Source organism: Woronichinia naegeliana WA131 (genome assembly GCA_025370055.1).
In the GTDB taxonomy this organism is placed as follows: domain Bacteria; phylum Cyanobacteriota; class Cyanobacteriia; order Cyanobacteriales; family Microcystaceae; genus Woronichinia; species Woronichinia naegeliana.
In genome coordinates, this window is sequence record CP073041.1 from 1,473,700 (window position 1) to 1,490,775 (window position 17,076).

Consider the following 17,076-nt stretch of genomic DNA (forward strand, 5'->3'; position numbering starts at 1 on the left):
AAATGGCAAGACAACATCCTCGGAGAAAAGGAAACCCAGACTTACGTCGTAAGACAAATCAGCCAGGGGTAGAAATCCCTGAAATAACAAAAGAGTTGTTTGAATTACTAGAACCCACAATGTTTACACCATTAAAATATTTACAGGGAACTCATGAGAAAATGATGAGAGATAGGGTGCTAAATTTACCAGTAATGGTGGCATTAGTGTTAAGTATAGTGTATCGTCAAATAGCGGGTATAAGTGAAGCGGTAAGACTGTTAGAGGAAGAGGGATTGCTATGGGTAGCATCATTAAAAGTAAGCAAACAGGCAGTATCAAAAAGAATGATGAATGTGCCAGCCGAAATATTTGCAATATTACTAAAAGGAGTGTTAGAAAAAGCAGCCGAAAAAGGGAAGAAGCTCCAAGTAGGAGAAAAATGGGAAAAAATAAGAGAAAAGTTTAGTGCAGTGTGGATAGCAGATGGCTAAACGCTAGAGCAGATAAGGAAAAATATGAAAATAAGTAAAGAAGAAAAGAGTAAATTGGGGGGTAAAATAATGATGGTAGTGGAAGCCTTTACCCAAAGACCCGTTACTTTATGGTACACAGAAAATGATAAATCAAATGATAAAATATGGTGTGAAGAATTGGCAGCTAAATTACCAGAAAATGGTTTAATTCTCGTAGATATGGGATTTTTTAGCTTTGTGTGGTTTGATTTGTTAACAGAAGCTAAAAAGTTTTTTCTAACCAGATTTAGAGCGGGTACATCTTACAAAACCAAACAAGTATTGTCTCAAGGTAGTCATTACAGAGATGAGATTATCATTATGGGAAATTACCGTTCTAATCCTTGCAAGCATCCGGTGAGATTAGTCTCAGTATTATGGGGAACAATCTGGTATCAGTATTTAACAAATGTGTTGTCTCCCGAACAACTGTCCGCCGAAGAGGTCTGTGATTTATATCGAAGACGATGGACAATCGAAGAAGCCTTTTTATTAACGAAAAGACTTTTAGGACTAGCCTATTTATGGGTAGGGAATAAGAATGGTGTCCAAATCCAGATTATTTGCACTTTGATTTTCTATACGGTCTTAAATCAATTGGTAGGGGAAGTGGCGATTGCTCTAAATCAACCGAAAGAAAAAATCTCAGTAGAGATGGTGTTTCGGAGTCTATACTATGTAGCGAAGGCTATTGCTAGAGGAGAAAAGCCTGATACAGTAACCTATCTGGCTGAACGTGCTAAGTTATTTGGTTTGGTCAAAGCTGAGAGAAAGCGACATCGAGAAAAGGCCGCTCTCAATCAACAAATTTGGGAACCCATTCCTTTAAGTTGACACGGATGAAGGCTTACGCCCAATAAAATTGTCTAATTGCTATCTTTAATTTGATTTATGATTAAAAATACTCGCCAAAAATCTAATTTTTTGATCCTCATTTTAGGATTTTCTATTTTCATCGCCGTAGCCCTTTCTCCCTTTGCCAGTTCTAAACCAGATGGCTTAGATCGCGTTGCCGAAGATCTGAAATTTGCTGACAAAGCAACTTCCCTAAAAAGCCCCATTCCTCTGGCAGATAAACTGACCAATTATCAAGTACAAGGCGTTCCTTCTTGGTTAGCAACTCCCCTCGCTGGTCTCTTGGGAACCGTCACCACCTTTGCAATGACCTGGACATTGGGGAAGCTAATGATCAAAAAAAGGCCTAACCCCACTGCCTCAGAGGAATTATCCTAGCGTCTTGTGTTAATTCATCTTCCCCAAGGTTTTACGGCTCGACTGGTTAATCAACCTCAATTAAAATTTCAGCCTTCTGTCTATTTGCTGTCTATTTTACTGACTTTGTTGGCGATCGCCGTTACCCAAAAAGGAGACTGGGGAAGCTTAGGCTTTTATGCCCTGGGCATTGGAGGATGGCTTATCAGATTAAGAATTTACCTTAAAATATCGATGCGATCGCTGTTTAGCCGAGTGACCGTTGAATTTTTATTTATTGGTCTCATTCTCCTAAGTACTCTTTTTCAAACAGGTGGAGAGGTTATTTTTAACTGGGGCTGGCTACAAATTACCAGTCAGGGTTTAATCACCTTAATAACGGTGAGTTTCAAAACCTTTCTTTCTCTGCTATTAGTTAATTCTCTGTTGAGCATTTTAAGTCAAACTCAAATCCTTAATGCTTTTTTAGCTCTGCATTTTCCGCCCCTATTAGTGGCCATTATGGGATCAATGTTGCGTTATTTACATCTCTTAAACCGAGAATTTCAAACTAAAAAACGAGCCGCTTTATCGCGAAATCTGTTGCTTAATCCCCGTCAAACTCGCCAAGTTATGGCTAACTTAATTGGCTCTTTACTGATTCGCAGCTATGATCGAGGAGAAAGAATTCATCAAGCGATGTTAGCCAGAGGTTATTCTGGTTTGACAATGACTTCCGAACCTTCCCCCTTTTCTCGCTCAGAACGCTTATTTTTAGGGTGTCTTGTTCTTAGTTTACTCCTCGGACAAGGGCTATAATAAATCCTGACATTCTGCTTTAGTTTGCAAAGTTTTCAAGATTTGTTTAATATCCTGGGTGCGATCTTTGGGCACAATTAAAGTGACTTGGCGATCGCGGACAATGACCAAATCTTCTAAGCCAATGGTGACAATCACTTCCTGTTCATCGGTGGCATAGACAATACAGCCTTGACTATCTTGAGCGACGTGATTAGCCAAATCGACATTTTTTTGAGTCGCTGGCCATAAACGTTCCAAGGAAGTCCAATCTCCTAAATCATCCCAGCCAAACTTAGCGGGTAAAATGTAGGCTAATTTGGTTTTTTCCATTAAGGCATAGTCAATACTTTTCTTCTCTAATTCTCCATAGGCCGCTGCCCCTTTTGCGGTTAAAGCCTTTAATAAATCCGGTGCATGAAGACTTAATTCCGCCAACACAATTCCGGCTTGGAAAAAGAACATACCACTATTCCAACTATAGCGACCCGTACTGAGAAAATCCTGGGCGGTTTCTCGATTGGGTTTTTCAGTAAAACGGCTAACTTGATAAACCGGCAGTTCCTCAAAGGTCGCCGCTAACTCTCCCTGTTCAATGTAACCGTAACCTGTCGCTGGCTCTGTGGGGGGGATACCGAGGGTGACAATACTGGCTTGACTGGCCGCAAAGGCGATCGCCGCTTTTAGGGTTTGTTCAAAATCAGCCTGTTCCCCAATCCAATGATCCGCCGGAAAAAAACCAATGATCGTATCAGGGCCATAGCGTTTCGCAATTTCGAGACTGGCCCAGGCCACTGCCGGAGCCGTATCTTTGCCCTCTGGTTCTACTAAAAGATTTTCTGACGGTAAATCGGGCAATTGTTCTTCCACTCCCGCCGCGATCGCTGCCGCCGTAATCACCCACAAATTTTCCCAACCGCCAGCTAATCCCAATAGCCGCTCGGCCGTTGCCTGCAAAAGACTAACACCCGTACCATCTAGACATAGAAACTGTTTAGGCTTCTTTTTACGACTGAGCGGCCAAAAGCGTTCTCCCTTACCACCAGCCAAAATCACAGGGACGAATAAGGGACTTTTCTCGAAACTCATAGACAGGTTCCTATCGAATCACTCGTTAATTAATAACCAATCCCCAGTATTTTAAGCGAAATCTCCCTATCTAAATGGTTTTCCATGAAAGTAATATTTGTGCTCTTAAAAGCATTTTACTGTCAATCTTAATGATCTGCTGCACATTACATTATTGTTGCAAAAAAAGATATCTCTCTTGTTTTACTTCCAGGGCGAACGCATCTTATTTTTGAAAGGTAGGCTGGATAAGGGTTTCCGAGATCATGATTGATTTTTCATGAAACGCTGAAAGTCTTATCAGATAAGGAGTCTAGAATTTAGATGCGTTTGCCCTATGATACCAGTGCCAAAGTAACACAAGAGAGATATAATAAATTATCGCCAAAAGCGGCGGCATAGCCAAGTGGTAAGGCAGAGGTCTGCAAAACCTCCATTCCCCAGTTCAAATCTGGGTGCCGCCTTAAATTAATCGCAGAAATTGCTGAAGAATTAGAGCGTGTCATCAATCAGCAATTCCAAATTCAGAATGTAGTCCAAGATACAAAAGCCTTGAAGTGCTTACGGTCAAGGGGTTTTGTATCAATATGTGGAATCAGCGTAATGCTCTATTTAGTGATTGATCAAGTTTGTTTGCAGGTTGCTGACTCTCCAAGAGGCTAAGATTCGAGGAGGAAGTACAAAAAACGTCAGAAATCAGCGAAATCTCTTTTAACTGCATAAAAGCGAGATAACGTCTGTATCTTATGTTACTGTTTGAATTTGGAATTGCTGGTTCAACGTTTCGCCCAAAACCTACGAGATCGGCGATCGCTCTTTCACGTCTCAGGATTTAGCGAACATTGCCATCGAGGCCGAAGACCTCATTACCCAACTCGGCGATCGCCATTTTGAACCGACTCCCTCAGTAGCTAATTGTAGTATTTGTCCCTATTCAGTTATTTGTGAAAGCACTGTCAGTTAAGGGATCGCGCCTCTTTGAACTAAAGTTGGATTTTCTTATGTTAACGAAACCTATGAGACGGCGATCGCACTATCTGAAAGTGCCAGGCTAGAAAAATAAAGCTATAATTCCAACATGATATTCTCTACCGCACTTTTGACCATTTTATAATCTGTTAATTGCGTCTAACTCTTAACTCCTTCACCAAGGTAATCATCAATGGATACTCAACCCCTAGACCATAGTTTTCACTCTGCCGATGTCCCTAACCTACCCAGCGATTTGCATACACACCAAGATTTGTTCAGTGATCCGACTATTGGAGTCCATCACGATCCTTTCGCTCCATCCAGTATTGGGGTTTATGAGTCGAATCATATTCACAGTGGATTTGATGGTCATAACTTAGCTGATTATCAGCCCCATCATGCCAATAGCTTGCTAGATCATCAATATTCTCACGTTAATAATCCTTCCCATTTGGAGCATTCTTTTGAGAATCAGCACTTAGCGGATTATCAGCCTCATCATGCCAATAGCTTGCTAGATCATCAATATTCTCAAGTTAATAATCCTTCCCATTTGGAGCATTCTTTTGAGAATCAGCACTTAGCGGATTATCAGCCTCATCATGCCAATAGCTTGCTAGATCATCAATATTCTCAATTTGATCACAATTCTCATTTGGATCATCTTTCTCAGCGATCGGGTTCTGCTAGTTTTACCCCGTCTTCCCCTGCTGAGGTTGTGAAAAATAAGGAAGTCATTATCAAAGACGAGTTTGGCCATGACAAGTCAGGCACGGTAACAGATAAGCATAGTGACGGCACTTACAAGGTTGAGACCAGTAAGGAAGTTTATGACAATGTTTCCTATCATGATGTTCAGAAATATGGCCCCAAGTGATGATCCATCGTATCGTAGAACAGGCATCTTGCCTGTTGCTGTTGCGCTTTCTCGTTGCTTTCTGCCATTAACAGGACAGGCTGGAATCCCATTCCGATTAGATAGACATTCTTTTCTTCTTTTCTGACTGGACAGGTTGGAATCTCATCCCCATTAGATAGACATTCTTGACTATTGCCTTCTTTTTTTCTGACTGGACAGGCTGGAAGCCTATCCTACGGGAGAATTTTTAGGGGATTTTGCCTATAATCAAAGGGTCGCGTTGTTCTGGATTACTGGGATTAATTGGGATCAAATTAAATTTACAAAAAATTATTGTGGAGAAATTGTTGTTATGTTGACGGATAGCCTCGGTCTTTTGATGATGAGTGCCACTAATTTTTTCTCTGCACAAGAAAATCGCAAATCGTCTGAAAGAATTCAGGCTTTAAGTCGAGATTCTGCTGAGTATGTAAGTCATCTGAATCGAGAATCGTCGGAAGAAATGGCACGATTAAACAGAAAACACGCTGAGAAGTTGCAGTATCGGCAACTTAAAATGTCGGTTTTGCAACAACGGGAAAGTCAGGAGTTTCAACGAGAGTTAGCGGCTCTGAACCATGAGCGGGCTAAGGAAATTGAGGCTTATCGGGCGCAAGTAAATTTTGCAATTAATCAAAAAAATCTGGATTTTCAGAAGTGGCGTTTTGAGCAGGAGAAAAAGATTCAGTTTGAGATATTGCAATTACAGCAAAATTTTCAACGTGATTTAGCTAGTTTGCAACATCAAAATGCTGTGGAGCAAATGCGAGAAAGATTAAGATCGGATAAATCTCCTATTGCTAATTTATCTTTTGATTTACTGGAAAATTCCTTTGCTCATGGCACAATGCCCTTAAAAGTATTTCTTGCACCACCTTCTTTAGATCATGATCCCAGTACCGGTCAGCCGTTAAAATCAGATTACGAGACCTATTTAGCTGAAGAAATTGAGCAATTTTTACATCAAGGTTATTTAGGAAGTCATCACCATCCTGTGCAATTGGTTGATCGAGCTTGGGAGTCTAAGAAATGGGGTGGAAGTTCGGCGTTACAGTCTCTTCATGGACAACTAAAAAGTATTCCTGTTTTGGTTTTGGAGTCGGATATTAATTTAGGGGATTTGGTGAATTTTAAGCTGGGTTATTGGTCGGCAGGGGATGTTTCCTACACTAAAGCTACTATTTTGTCTGGTCAATCTTATTCTGATTTACTTTATTCTGTAGCCAAAAATCGGGCGTTAGAATGGGAAAAAACTCGCCAAAAACTCAAAGAGATTGGTAAGGATGAAGCTTTTATTAAGGAAAAAGGAGGTCTAAATGAGGAAAATTTACAGATCCTTCAGGAAGAATTAGCTGAAAAAGCTGAGTTTGAACAGCATGGTCTTGATTTGACCGTTAAGAAAGATTATAAGCTCAGTAATCTCGATTATCGTGCATTTTATCAATATTTGGCTGTATGGCATTGTTTGGCGATCAGGCTTTATGCGGATATTCTCTTTTTGGGTAATTCTTGGGACAATACGCCATTATTACCGAGTTTTATTCCGTATTTGTTGGACAAATACCAAAGTAATCCGCTTTTAACGCCAGATTTTTGGCAGGAAGCGATTTCCAAAATTGTGAAGTGTTACGGGGATTTTTATGACAGTTTGACGGTGGATTCTGCCTATTGCGCGCCTGATGTTCGGATGAAGTTGGCGTTATCTTTGGCTAATTTACCCAGTGAGTATGGCTATTTGGCTTTAGAACAGGGAAATAAGGCTTTTTCTGATTGGTTAGATGTCAATAATGTACCTTCAGATAAGGTTTTTGATGTGGATAATGATGAGGATTGTCAGGTATTAAAGCGGATTATTTATCAGGAGGACAAGCCATTTTTAGAGTCTTTAAAATTGTTATTAGAAAAAGTGAGGGATGCAGACAAGATCGAGGCAAGTCAAACGGAAGGGATTAATAGTCTTTTATTGGGTTGGCAGTTTTTGAGTCGTTTTGGTAATATTCCCCAGTTACCAGCGATGGAAGCGATCAATTTACCGATGATTGTGGAGGAAAAGGTAAAGCCTAATATGCCGAATCCTTCAAAAAACTTTACGGAAATGTTGCCTGGTAAGGTGGCATTGGAAATGATTTCTATTCCTGCGGGTGAATTTATGATGGGTTCAGATGGTTATGATGATCTAAAACATGATTTTTATCTTGAGTATATTCCTGATCACGATGCGGCAAGCCCCATGCACAAGGTAAAAGTTCAGGCTTTTTATATGGGAAAATATCCAATTACTAAAGCTCAATATAAAGCTGTTATGGGAAATGATCCATCATCTCATTCTTACCCTAATCCTACCCCTAATGTTATAGCACAATATCATAACCAAACAAAAAAACACCCTGTTGAATGTGTTAATTGGAATATGGCGAAAGAGTTTTGTCAAAAGTTATCAAAGTTGACAGGGAAAAACTATCAATTACCGACAGAATCTCAATGGGAATATGCTTGTCGAGCAGGAACTACCACTAAATATTTTTTTGGAGAAAAGCATCAATATATTAAAAAATATGGGCTTATACAGAACCACCAACACCTGTTTTTTGTTGACAAAAGAAACCGTTACTTTTGCGAATCTTTTAGTGCCCGCCTCTGGCAGTAATAATAATACTAAGCCTGTAATGTCGTTTAAGCCTAATCTCTGGGAATTATATGATTTAATAGGAAATGTTTGGGAATGGTGTCAAGATGATTGGATTGATGGTTATTATGGGCATCCTTCTGATCTGGACAGTGGGAAGTTTATGGATGCCAGATAAGGTAATGACTATGCGACGAAAGTAAGCATATCAGGGCTTGAGGAAGAGGCAAGTTTAGCGGTAAGGAATTTAGGCAAAAGCAGACTGGGTGGACTTTGAGGAAAAATCATTTGGGCTTGATGTTGAAGGGCTAGTTGAGCAATCTGACTTTTCCCGTTAAGTCCAAAATCCAGCAATGCAAACTTCTAGAGGCTTTATCTGGCAAGGGTTTGAGTAATAATTCTCTTGACAGGAAAAAAATATTCTGAAGCCATCATCCCGCTTATCGTTCAAATTTCAAAAACAAAGGATGAAGGGAGTATGAGACTGTAAAATGGAGAAAATCTTAAAGGGCAGGTCAAAAAATGTTGGAATGGTGGACAAAAAACTTTGCCAGTTGTGAATTGGGAGACGAGAGGCTAAACAATCGTGCCTTCTCGATTGGGAAAAAGTTAAGTGAGGGGTTTGGAAAAGCCTTATCAGAAGTGTTTAAGGGAGGAAACGAGTTAAAGAGGGCCTATGAATTTTTGGGAATCCGAAAACAGACTTTGTCAAGATAATAGAGCCGCACTGTGAAATGACAACTGCCGCCGTAGAAGAATATAAGATAATGCTATCAGTCGGAGATACGACCTTCTTAGATTATCGCAATATCAAGGAAAAAAGGGAAGGGTATGGGCCGACTGGAAAAGGAGGGAATGGATTAATACTGCATAGTGCTTTAGCAATTGAGCCAGAAAAAGGACAAGTATTAGGTTTATTATGGCAAAAACTGTGGAATAGGGAGGTAAAAGAAAAGCCCCCAACAGATGAAACGGCGAAGCAGAAAAAAGAAAGACAGAAAGAACAAAGAAAAGCAGCTCGTCAAAGACCATTTGAGGAAAAAGAATCCTACAAATGGGTAGAGGCTCTAAACACCTGTGAGAAACAGGTAGAAAGTTCAACGAGGGTAATTCATGTATTTGACAGAGAAGGAGATGTTTCAGAAGTCTTTGACTCAGTGCGTCAACTCAAGCATACAGGAGTGCTGGTCAGAGCGTCTCATAATCGTAGTTTAGACAAAAATAGTGAACGACTTTGGCAACATTTGGAATCAGAACCGATTCGTTTTCATCAAGAAATCGAGATTCCGAGTACAGGAAAAAGAAAAGCACGGAAGGTTAAGCTTGCCGTCCGATTTTGCTCAGTTAATCTACGAACTCCCTATCGTTTTGATAATCGTGACCCGTTGAATGTCTATGCTGTTTATGCGACAGAAATCGATTGTCCCGAAGGCGAAACTCCTTTATCTTGGATGCTTCTGACTACAGAAGTTGTTGAGACTATTGAGATGGCTGTCACTATTCTTCGTTGGTACACCTACCGATGGCGGGTTGAAGAATTTCATAAAGTCCTTAAGTCTGGTTGTCAGAGTGAGCGTTATCGACTTGCCTCTGATGGAATGAAAACTCTTTTGGGTTTTTTAAGTGTCATTGCTGTTGAACTTTTACACGTTACTTATCTTCATCGTACCCAGCCCGATGCTCTCGCGATTGAAATTCTTAATCCTCTTCAACTTCAGGTGTTAAAAGCAGCCGCCTCTCAAAAACTTCCCCCTATTTTGACTGTTGCTTGGGCTGTCGAGTCTGTTGCTTTTCTTGGTGGTTATCTTGAACATCGTCGTAAAACTCCTCTCGGTATCCAAGTCCTTTGGCGCGGTTGGTTGAAGTTGCATGACCTTTGCCAAGGCTGGCAGCTTGCAATCCGCACTTAACGGGAAAAGTCAGAAGCATACAGGAGTGCTGGTCAGAGCGTCTCATAATCGTAGTTTAGACAAAAATAGTGAACGACTTTGGCAACATTTGGAATCAGAACCGATTCGTTTTCATCAAGAAATCGAGATTCCGAGTACAGGAAAAAGAAAAGCACGGAAGGTTAAGCTTGCCGTCCGATTTTGCTCAGTTAATCTACGAACTCCCTATCGTTTTGATAATCGTGACCCGTTGAATGTCTATGCTGTTTATGCGACAGAAATCGATTGTCCCGAAGGCGAAACTCCTTTATCTTGGATGCTTCTGACTACAGAAGTTGTTGAGACTATTGAGATGGCTGTCACTATTCTTCGTTGGTACACCTACCGATGGCGGGTTGAAGAATTTCATAAAGTCCTTAAGTCTGGTTGTCAGAGTGAGCGTTATCGACTTGCCTCTGATGGAATGAAAACTCTTTTGGGTTTTTTAAGTGTCATTGCTGTTGAACTTTTACACGTTACTTATCTTCATCGTACCCAGCCCGATGCTCTCGCGATTGAAATTCTTAATCCTCTTCAACTTCAGGTGTTAAAAGCAGCCGCCTCTCAAAAACTTCCCCCTATTTTGACTGTTGCTTGGGCTGTCGAGTCTGTTGCTTTTCTTGGTGGTTATCTTGAACATCGTCGTAAAACTCCTCTCGGTATCCAAGTCCTTTGGCGCGGTTGGTTGAAGTTGCATGACCTTTGCCAAGGCTGGCAGCTTGCAATCCGCACTTAACGGGAAAAGTCAGGTATGCTGATGTGTGAGGATGGCTACCGTGAAGCAATGGTGGGAACCGTTTCCCTATACGATAGTGAAGGCGAACGTCAACATACAATCTATCTAGGTGCGGCACCAGAGTATGGAAAAAAGAGTTTTCTAGAAAGATTAGAAAGAGAAATTGAGCGAGCGAAAAACCGTTATCCAGAGGCAACATTGGTCGGGATAGCAGACGGGGCAGAATCAAATTGGAAGTTTTTAGAAAAGCAAACGGAAGAACAGATATTAGATTTCTATCATGCCTCTGGTTACTTAGGTGCCTTGGCAGAAGCGTTGCATCCGAATACCGTGTCAAAACAAAAAGAATGGTTGACTGAAAATTGTCGAGAACTCAAGCATGAAAAAGGAAAAGCAGGAGAACTGCTAAATCTGATGAAAGAAGTCAAAGAAGAAAAAAGTCATTCTAAGAATCTTACCGAGAAACTACAAGCGGCGATTACTTATTACGAGAATCATCAGCATCAAATGGATTATGCTGAATACATAGAGAAAAAGTATCCGATTGGTTCAGGTGTTACGGAAGCAGCTTGTAAGACGTTGGTCAAACAACGATTATGTTGTTCAGGGATGCGATGGAAGGAAAAAGGAGCAGGAATTATTTTGAGCCTACGAGCTTTGGTATTGACCAAGGAACGATGGAGTCAATTTTGGGCAAAACTTGATCAATATGGGTTCCCTGTAGAACCCTGATTACAACAGCTTTTATCAACTAAAGGTCGCACCCAGTCAAACAGAGATCAGTAGAAAGCAGAATCAGTCGTCGTCCGTTAGGCAATTGGGTCAGAACAAACTTGACGAGCTGATGGGGACTATCCCAGTGGAACTCAAAGCACTGATAAGAAACCGTGACTTGTTGACCATAGAGCCAGACTTTAGCTGTCGGAAAGTCCGCCGCCAGAGCGAACAGCTTTTCTAGTTTTATCGAACTCCCCCAAATCCGTGGTCGTCCTCTCCCCGTCAGCGTCGGCACGGAACAAAAGGGGGCATAGGCGACGGTGGAGCAACGCACTCTTGTGATTAGATGCAAGGCGTTCTGGCGAAAACTTTTGAGCACTGGTTCGCAAGCAAAATAAGCATCCAAAATTACATAACTCCCTGCCTCTGCGTAAGTAACACAAAGGTCAGCCATTTTTGTCACCAGGCTCGTCTTCACCTTTTTTTTGCCTTTTCCCTCCCCCTTCTCGGTTGCTTTGGACTTGATGCCATCGTCTAGCCGCAACACTAAGGGCAAGGCAAAGCAGGCTTTCCCTACTCCCACCAAAATACTCAAGGCATTGAAGTAATGACCCCTTATCCACTCTGGCTTGGACACATCTTCCGATTCTTGGTGTAGTCGTTTTACACCTGGCATCTTGCGTCCTTCTTTCCCCACTTTGATGCCATCACCCACATACACCCGTTTCCCTTTAATTCTGTATAGACTTTCATGCTGACTTAGCCACTTTGACCATTGTAAAGTTAGTCCTTCGACGCTAAACGCCTTGGAATCAAACCAATGTAGAGCCTGATTGTAGTAGCTCTCTGTTCAGCCAATGGCATTGACATAGCTAGTTATTGCGCTGGGTTGGCTGTTGAGCACTACTCCCCAGACTAACAGGATAAACCATTGGAACGTTGCTTCTCGGCTAAAGGCTGGACGGAGATTCTCTAGGATTTGCTCTAGTCGCTGACATAGTTGCATAATTGATAGATAGCACTGGCTATCGATTTTCTTATATCAGCCAGTTTCGGACATAACGGCACTCTTTTGTATCGGATGTCCGATTTTCTTTTCTCCACTTACACGCCTCGAGAACTTCCCACTGTCCAGTTCTGATGGTTCAGCAGTAAATAGGGCTTGCTGAAAAAAGCTGAAACCTTTACGGAGAAAAATAGTAGGCGAATTAAGAACCGCTAGAATGCACGAAAATAGGGTAGAATGCCTCAAAACCATTGCATTAAGAAGAGAGAAAGCAGATGTACCGAAAGCAACAGTACTCAATTGAAACACCAGAAAACTTGAAAAATCTGTTCGGCGGGCAGTTAGACGAAGAAAATCGTTGGATAGAAATGTCAAAAATGATTCCCTGGGAAGAATATGAGGAAGAATATGCAAAAAACTTCACAGAAAAAAAGGAGCCCCAGCCAAATCATTTAGAATGGCATTAGGAGCATTAATTATCAAAGAAATTTCAGGAAAAAGTGACAGAGAAACAGTAGAACAAATAAAAGAGAACCCTTATTTACAGTACTTTATAGGAATGGAAAGCTATAGTAGCAAAGAAGCATTTAATGCGTCAATGATGGTTCATTTTCGTAAAAAAATAGGAATGGAATTAATAAATAAAATTAATAAAGAAATAGAAAAAAAAGCGACGGGTGTAGCGTCAGAAAAAAAAGAAAATGAAGGAAAGTTATTGTTAGATGCGACTTGTACACCAGCAGATATAAAATATCCAACGGATATAGGAATATTGAATGATGCCAGAGAAAAAACAGAAAAAATAATAGATAAGCTGTATGAAGAAATAAAAGAGAAAAGGAAAGAAAAGCCGAGGACTTATAGGGAAGTGGCAAGAAAAGAGTACTTAGGGTTTGCCGAATAAAGGCAGAACCTTTATCAGATAAGCTTTTCAGCCATTTTGAACGGGTGTGACCTTTAGTTGATGAAGGAAAAGAAAAGTGTTAACATGAGATGAAAAGTGACAAAGAGGAAACAATGATGACAGCAAGGTACTGGTATCGTGTGATCAAAGCTAGAAAAAGTTATGGTGTAAGAGTTTGAGAAAATAGAAAATAACTTACGACTGGACATATTCCCGTTTTTGTTATACTATTATTATTGTCATTATATTAAAGAAAGGGAAAACAGAAAGCAATGTCAACATTGAATAAAAGCTCAATTGACCTCCTAAGTGATATTGGCTTACCCCAAGAGAAAGAGGAAGCCTTATTTCAGAAAAACTGCCCTCATTGCTATAGTGAAAACGTAAAAATACATTCTCATTATCAAACGAAAGGTAATGGGGAACGTAAAATGTTCATTTGTCAAGAATGTAGTTCTTGTTTTGCTGAGACTTATGGTAGCGTAATCGCTGGCTTAGAAACCCCATTAAGTGAAATTGTAAAAGTATTAAAAGCCAGAATGGAAGGAATAGGATTAAATGCAGCAGCCCGAGTATTCGGCTACGCGAAAACAACAATATTGAATTGGGAAAAGAAATTATCAGGATTACAAGAGACATTATTTTTATACGCCTTAGTGAATGAATTTGTTAAATTAGTAATAGAAGGGGATGAACTATACACAAAAGTTGGAAAAAATAAAGAAGCAAGTGCCTCTGAGGGGTGGACAATCGTGCTCATGGACAGGGCTAGCCGCTTTATTTGGCATTTAAAATGTGGTCGAAAAGAGCAGAAATTATTTCTAGAAGCAATGATGACGGTAACGGAATTATTTGAAAGGAGTGCAGAATCTCTCCAGTTATTTACAGATGGAGAAAAGCGATATAGTCAACTGCTATTTAATATTTGTCACGAAGTATTAAGGATTGGAAAGCGAGGTCGTCCCACCAAAGTATTACCGAAGGGTCTTGTAGTAAGACTAAAAAATAAGAGTAGTAAACGTCGAGATTCTGAGGGTAAACTAAAGAAAGTAGAAACTCCGAAACCAGAACATCCAGAGACAACAGAAAAACCAGAAGAAAAGGACGTCCATGCCAACCACGTTGAGGCATTTAATAGTGCTATCCGACGCTATTTAGCCGCCTTTCGTCGTCGTACAAATACTTATGCTAAATCTGTTGTGGGATTACAGCGAGTCCTAGATATTTTCTGGATGGTTCATAACTTTGTTCGCAGCCATTTTACGACTAGAGAAGTTCCTGCTGTAGCTCTCGGTATAATTGAAAAAGGGTTAACTTGGGAGGACTTACTCCAAATTCGCCTGATTTCTTGAACCTCTCGTATTGCAACGTTTGTAGCTTCTAGCTAGACGATACCAGTGCCCAGGCAAAGAGGTGAAAAATGATTTATTAGAAAATCATGGTAGAAAAGTAGCGCTATCCTATATCCAAAGATTGAGTGAAGCAGTAGGAAGTGTGGTACAGGCAAAAGAAGAAGCGTGGAGTTATGCCCCGCCCAAGGAGGATAGCCAAATTGCAACAGTGGGAATAGGATTAGATGGGGTGTGACCTTTAGTTGATGAAGGAAAAGAAAAGTGTTAACATGGGATGAAAAGTGACAAAGAGGAAACAATGATGACAGCAAAACTAATTAATGTAGAGGGTTCAAAGATAAAAATAGAACTAACATTAGAACTCAGTCGTTCAATGTTGGATACAGAAATAAATATTCAAAAAGGCTTAAACGAAGTAGGTTGCATCGCCAGCAAAGAAGCCTTGAAATATTTAGATACAGATGGTTCACCCTTAAAAATCGGTGAAGAAATCTGGAAGAGTAAGGGAGAGCAACCGAAAGAATATCAAACACCTTATGGTGAGGTTATAGTGAATCGTCATGTATATCAGCGTTCACCTTTGAGGAAAAACGTATTGCCCCTTAGAAAGAGAAGCAAGGATAATCATAACATCAACGCCATTATTGGCAAAACAGGTATCCTCAAAAATGTCAGGGATGGCAGGCAAAGAGGTGAAAAATGATTTATTAGAAAATCATGGTAGAAAAGTAGCGCTATCCTATATCCAAAGATTGAGTGAAGCAGTAGGAAGTGTGGTACAGGCAAAAGAAGAAGCGTGGAGTTATGCCCCGCCCAAGGAGGATAGCCAAATTGCAACAGTGGGAATAGGATTAGATGGAACCTGTATGCTGATGTGTGAGGATGGCTACCGTGAAGCAATGGTGGGAACCGTTTCCCTATACGATAGTGAAGGCGAACGTCAACATACAATCTATCTAGGTGCGGCACCAGAGTATGGAAAAAAGAGTTTTCTAGAAAGATTAGAAAGAGAAATTGAGCGAGCGAAAAACCGTTATCCAGAGGCAACATTGGTCGGGATAGCAGACGGGGCAGAATCAAATTGGAAGTTTTTAGAAAAGCAAACGGAAGAACAGATATTAGATTTCTATCATGCCTCTGGTTACTTAGGTGCCTTGGCAGAAGCGTTGCATCCGAATACCGTGTCAAAACAAAAAGAATGGTTGACTGAAAATTGTCGAGAACTCAAGCATGAAAAAGGAAAAGCAGGAGAACTGCTAAATCTGATGAAAGAAGTCAAAGAAGAAAAAAGTCATTCTAAGAATCTTACCGAGAAACTACAAGCGGCGATTACTTATTACGAGAATCATCAGCATCAAATGGATTATGCTGAATACATAGAGAAAAAGTATCCGATTGGTTCAGGTGTTACGGAAGCAGCTTGTAAGACGTTGGTCAAACAACGATTATGTTGTTCAGGGATGCGATGGAAGGAAAAAGGAGCAGGAATTATTTTGAGCCTACGAGCTTTGGTATTGACCAAGGAACGATGGAGTCAATTTTGGGCAAAACTTGATCAATATGGGTTCCCTGTAGAACCCTGATTACAACAGCTTTTATCAACTAAAGGTCGCACCCATTAGATGGAACCTGTATGCTGATGTGTGAGGATGGCTACCGTGAAGCAATGGTGGGAACCGTTTCCCTATACGATAGTGAAGGCGAACGTCAACCTACAATCTATCTAGGTGCGGCACCAGAGTATGGAAAAAAGAGTTTTCTAGAAAGATTAGAAAGAGAAATTGAGCGAGCGAAAAACCGTTATCCAGAGGCAACATTGGTCGGGATAGCAGACGGGGCAGAATCAAATTGGAAGTTTTTAGAAAAGCAAACGGAAGAACAGATATTAGATTTCTATCATGCCTCTGGTTACTTAGGTGCCTTGGCAGAAGCGTTGCATCCGAATACCGTGTCAAAACAAAAAGAATGGTTGACTGAAAATTGTCGAGAACTCAAGCATGAAAAAGGAAAAGCAGGAGAACTGCTAAATCTGATGAAAGAAGTCAAAGAAGAAAAAAGTCATTCTAAGAATCTTACCGAGAAACTACAAGCGGCGATTACTTATTACGAGAATCATCAGCATCAAATGGATTATGCTGAATACATAGAGAAAAAGTATCCGATTGGTTCAGGTGTTACGGAAGCAGCTTGTAAGACGTTGGTCAAACAACGATTATGTTGTTCAGGGATGCGATGGAAGGAAAAAGGAGCAGGAATTATTTTGAGCCTACGAGCTTTGGTATTGACCAAGGAACGATGGAGTCAATTTTGGGCAAAACTTGATCAATATGGGTTCCCTGTAGAACCCTGATTACAACAGCTTTTATCAACTAAAGGTCGCACCCTT

The 17,076-nt window shown here is 40.6% G+C and carries 13 protein-coding genes, 1 tRNA gene and 5 pseudogenes; 15 read left to right on the forward strand and 4 right to left on the reverse strand.

All coding sequences use genetic code 11. From position 1 onward, the window contains the following. The first annotated feature begins 2 nt into the window (after positions 1-2). The 3 genes and pseudogenes from KA717_07570 (at position 3) to KA717_07580 (ending at position 2,504) form a co-directional block, all read left to right on the forward strand. A pseudogene (locus KA717_07570) lies at positions 3-1,328 on the forward strand (IS4 family transposase). A gap of 57 nt (positions 1,329-1,385) precedes the next feature. Continuing rightward, entirely contained in the window at positions 1,386-1,727 is a 342-nt protein-coding gene (locus KA717_07575) for a PDGLE domain-containing protein (protein UXE62604.1), read from the forward strand. 6 nt (positions 1,728-1,733) lie between these two features. Continuing rightward, on the forward strand, positions 1,734-2,504 hold the full coding sequence (locus tag KA717_07580; protein ID UXE62605.1) for a cobalt ECF transporter T component CbiQ: 771 nt from the start codon (positions 1,734-1,736) through the stop codon (positions 2,502-2,504). On the opposite strand, the gene KA717_07585 is transcribed toward KA717_07580, so the two are convergent. After that, entirely contained in the window at positions 2,499-3,572 is a 1,074-nt protein-coding gene (locus KA717_07585) for a mannose-1-phosphate guanylyltransferase (GenBank protein ID UXE62606.1), read from the reverse strand. The two genes, KA717_07580 and KA717_07585, sit on opposite strands and share 6 nt — an antisense overlap. A gap of 371 nt (positions 3,573-3,943) precedes the next feature. On the opposite strand from KA717_07585, the gene KA717_07590 reads away from it, so the two are divergent. The 3 genes and pseudogenes from KA717_07590 (at position 3,944) to KA717_07600 (ending at position 8,225) form a co-directional block, all read left to right on the forward strand. Beyond that, positions 3,944-4,015: transfer RNA gene (locus KA717_07590), tRNA-Cys, on the forward strand. Between the two features lie 698 nt (positions 4,016-4,713). Beyond that, positions 4,714-5,400, forward strand: coding sequence for a hypothetical protein (locus tag KA717_07595; GenBank protein ID UXE62607.1), 687 nt, complete (start codon positions 4,714-4,716; stop codon positions 5,398-5,400). 2,173 nt (positions 5,401-7,573) lie between these two features. Further along, positions 7,574-8,225 (forward strand): annotated as a pseudogene (locus KA717_07600) (formylglycine-generating enzyme family protein). Between the two features lie 8 nt (positions 8,226-8,233). On the opposite strand, the gene KA717_07605 reads toward KA717_07600, so the two are convergent. Beyond that, on the reverse strand, positions 8,234-8,401 hold the full coding sequence (locus tag KA717_07605; GenBank protein UXE62608.1) for a hypothetical protein: 168 nt from the start codon (positions 8,399-8,401) through the stop codon (positions 8,234-8,236). Positions 8,402-8,569: 168 nt separating this feature from the next. On the opposite strand from KA717_07605, the gene KA717_07610 reads away from it, so the two are divergent. The 4 genes and pseudogenes from KA717_07610 (at position 8,570) to KA717_07625 (ending at position 11,443) form a co-directional block, all read left to right on the forward strand. After that, entirely contained in the window at positions 8,570-8,764 is a 195-nt protein-coding gene (locus tag KA717_07610) for a transposase (GenBank protein ID UXE62609.1), read from the forward strand. 17 nt (positions 8,765-8,781) lie between these two features. After that, positions 8,782-9,957: an IS4 family transposase gene (locus tag KA717_07615; protein ID UXE62610.1), complete on the forward strand. Its 1,176-nt coding sequence runs from the start codon at positions 8,782-8,784 to the stop codon at positions 9,955-9,957. Positions 9,958-9,973: 16 nt separating this feature from the next. After that, positions 9,974-10,711: pseudogene (locus KA717_07620) on the forward strand (IS4 family transposase). Positions 10,712-10,726: 15 nt separating this feature from the next. After that, the gene (locus KA717_07625; protein ID UXE62611.1) at positions 10,727-11,443 is read left to right on the forward strand and encodes a hypothetical protein; all 717 of its coding nucleotides are present in this window, start codon (positions 10,727-10,729) and stop codon (positions 11,441-11,443) included. A gap of 19 nt (positions 11,444-11,462) precedes the next feature. Here KA717_07625 and KA717_07630 read toward each other — a convergent pair whose 3' ends face one another. Beyond that, positions 11,463-12,149 (reverse strand): transposase, encoded by a 687-nt coding sequence (locus KA717_07630; GenBank protein ID UXE62612.1) that lies wholly within the window; start codon positions 12,147-12,149, stop codon positions 11,463-11,465. Positions 12,150-12,278: 129 nt separating this feature from the next. Then, complete coding sequence (locus KA717_07635) at positions 12,279-12,434, reverse strand: hypothetical protein (protein ID UXE62613.1); 156 nt, start codon at positions 12,432-12,434, stop codon at positions 12,279-12,281. Positions 12,435-12,709: 275 nt separating this feature from the next. Here KA717_07635 and KA717_07640 point away from each other — a divergent pair. The 5 genes and pseudogenes from KA717_07640 to KA717_07660 all read left to right on the forward strand — a co-directional run bounded on the left by KA717_07640 (position 12,710) and on the right by KA717_07660 (position 17,040). Further along, positions 12,710-13,335, forward strand: a pseudogene (locus KA717_07640) (transposase). A 275-nt stretch (positions 13,336-13,610) separates the two neighbouring features. After that, positions 13,611-14,690, forward strand: a complete 1,080-nt coding sequence (locus KA717_07645; GenBank protein UXE62614.1) for an IS1 family transposase — start codon at positions 13,611-13,613, stop codon at positions 14,688-14,690. Between the two features lie 61 nt (positions 14,691-14,751). After that, positions 14,752-14,925 carry a hypothetical protein gene (locus KA717_07650; protein UXE62615.1) on the forward strand — a complete coding sequence of 58 codons (174 nt, stop codon included), beginning with the start codon at positions 14,752-14,754 and terminating at the stop codon, positions 14,923-14,925. Between the two features lie 66 nt (positions 14,926-14,991). Next, a pseudogene (locus tag KA717_07655) lies at positions 14,992-16,273 on the forward strand (ISKra4 family transposase). Between the two features lie 50 nt (positions 16,274-16,323). Further along, positions 16,324-17,040, forward strand: a complete 717-nt coding sequence (locus tag KA717_07660; GenBank protein ID UXE62616.1) for a hypothetical protein — start codon at positions 16,324-16,326, stop codon at positions 17,038-17,040. The last annotated feature ends 36 nt before the right edge of the window (positions 17,041-17,076 follow it).

Coding starts and splice junctions, on each gene's coding strand:
- KA717_07575 (UXE62604.1), top strand. CDS start 1,386: ATGATTAAAAATACTCGCCAAAAATCTAATTTTTTGATCCTCATTTTA.
- KA717_07645 (UXE62614.1), top strand. CDS start 13,611: ATGTCAACATTGAATAAAAGCTCAATTGACCTCCTAAGTGATATTGGC.
- KA717_07595 (UXE62607.1), top strand. CDS start 4,714: ATGGATACTCAACCCCTAGACCATAGTTTTCACTCTGCCGATGTCCCT.
- KA717_07635 (UXE62613.1), bottom strand. CDS start 12,434: ATGCAACTATGTCAGCGACTAGAGCAAATCCTAGAGAATCTCCGTCCA.
- KA717_07625 (UXE62611.1), top strand. CDS start 10,727: ATGCTGATGTGTGAGGATGGCTACCGTGAAGCAATGGTGGGAACCGTT.
- KA717_07615 (UXE62610.1), top strand. CDS start 8,782: ATGACAACTGCCGCCGTAGAAGAATATAAGATAATGCTATCAGTCGGA.
- KA717_07585 (UXE62606.1), bottom strand. CDS start 3,572: ATGAGTTTCGAGAAAAGTCCCTTATTCGTCCCTGTGATTTTGGCTGGT.
- KA717_07660 (UXE62616.1), top strand. CDS start 16,324: ATGCTGATGTGTGAGGATGGCTACCGTGAAGCAATGGTGGGAACCGTT.
- KA717_07610 (UXE62609.1), top strand. CDS start 8,570: ATGTTGGAATGGTGGACAAAAAACTTTGCCAGTTGTGAATTGGGAGAC.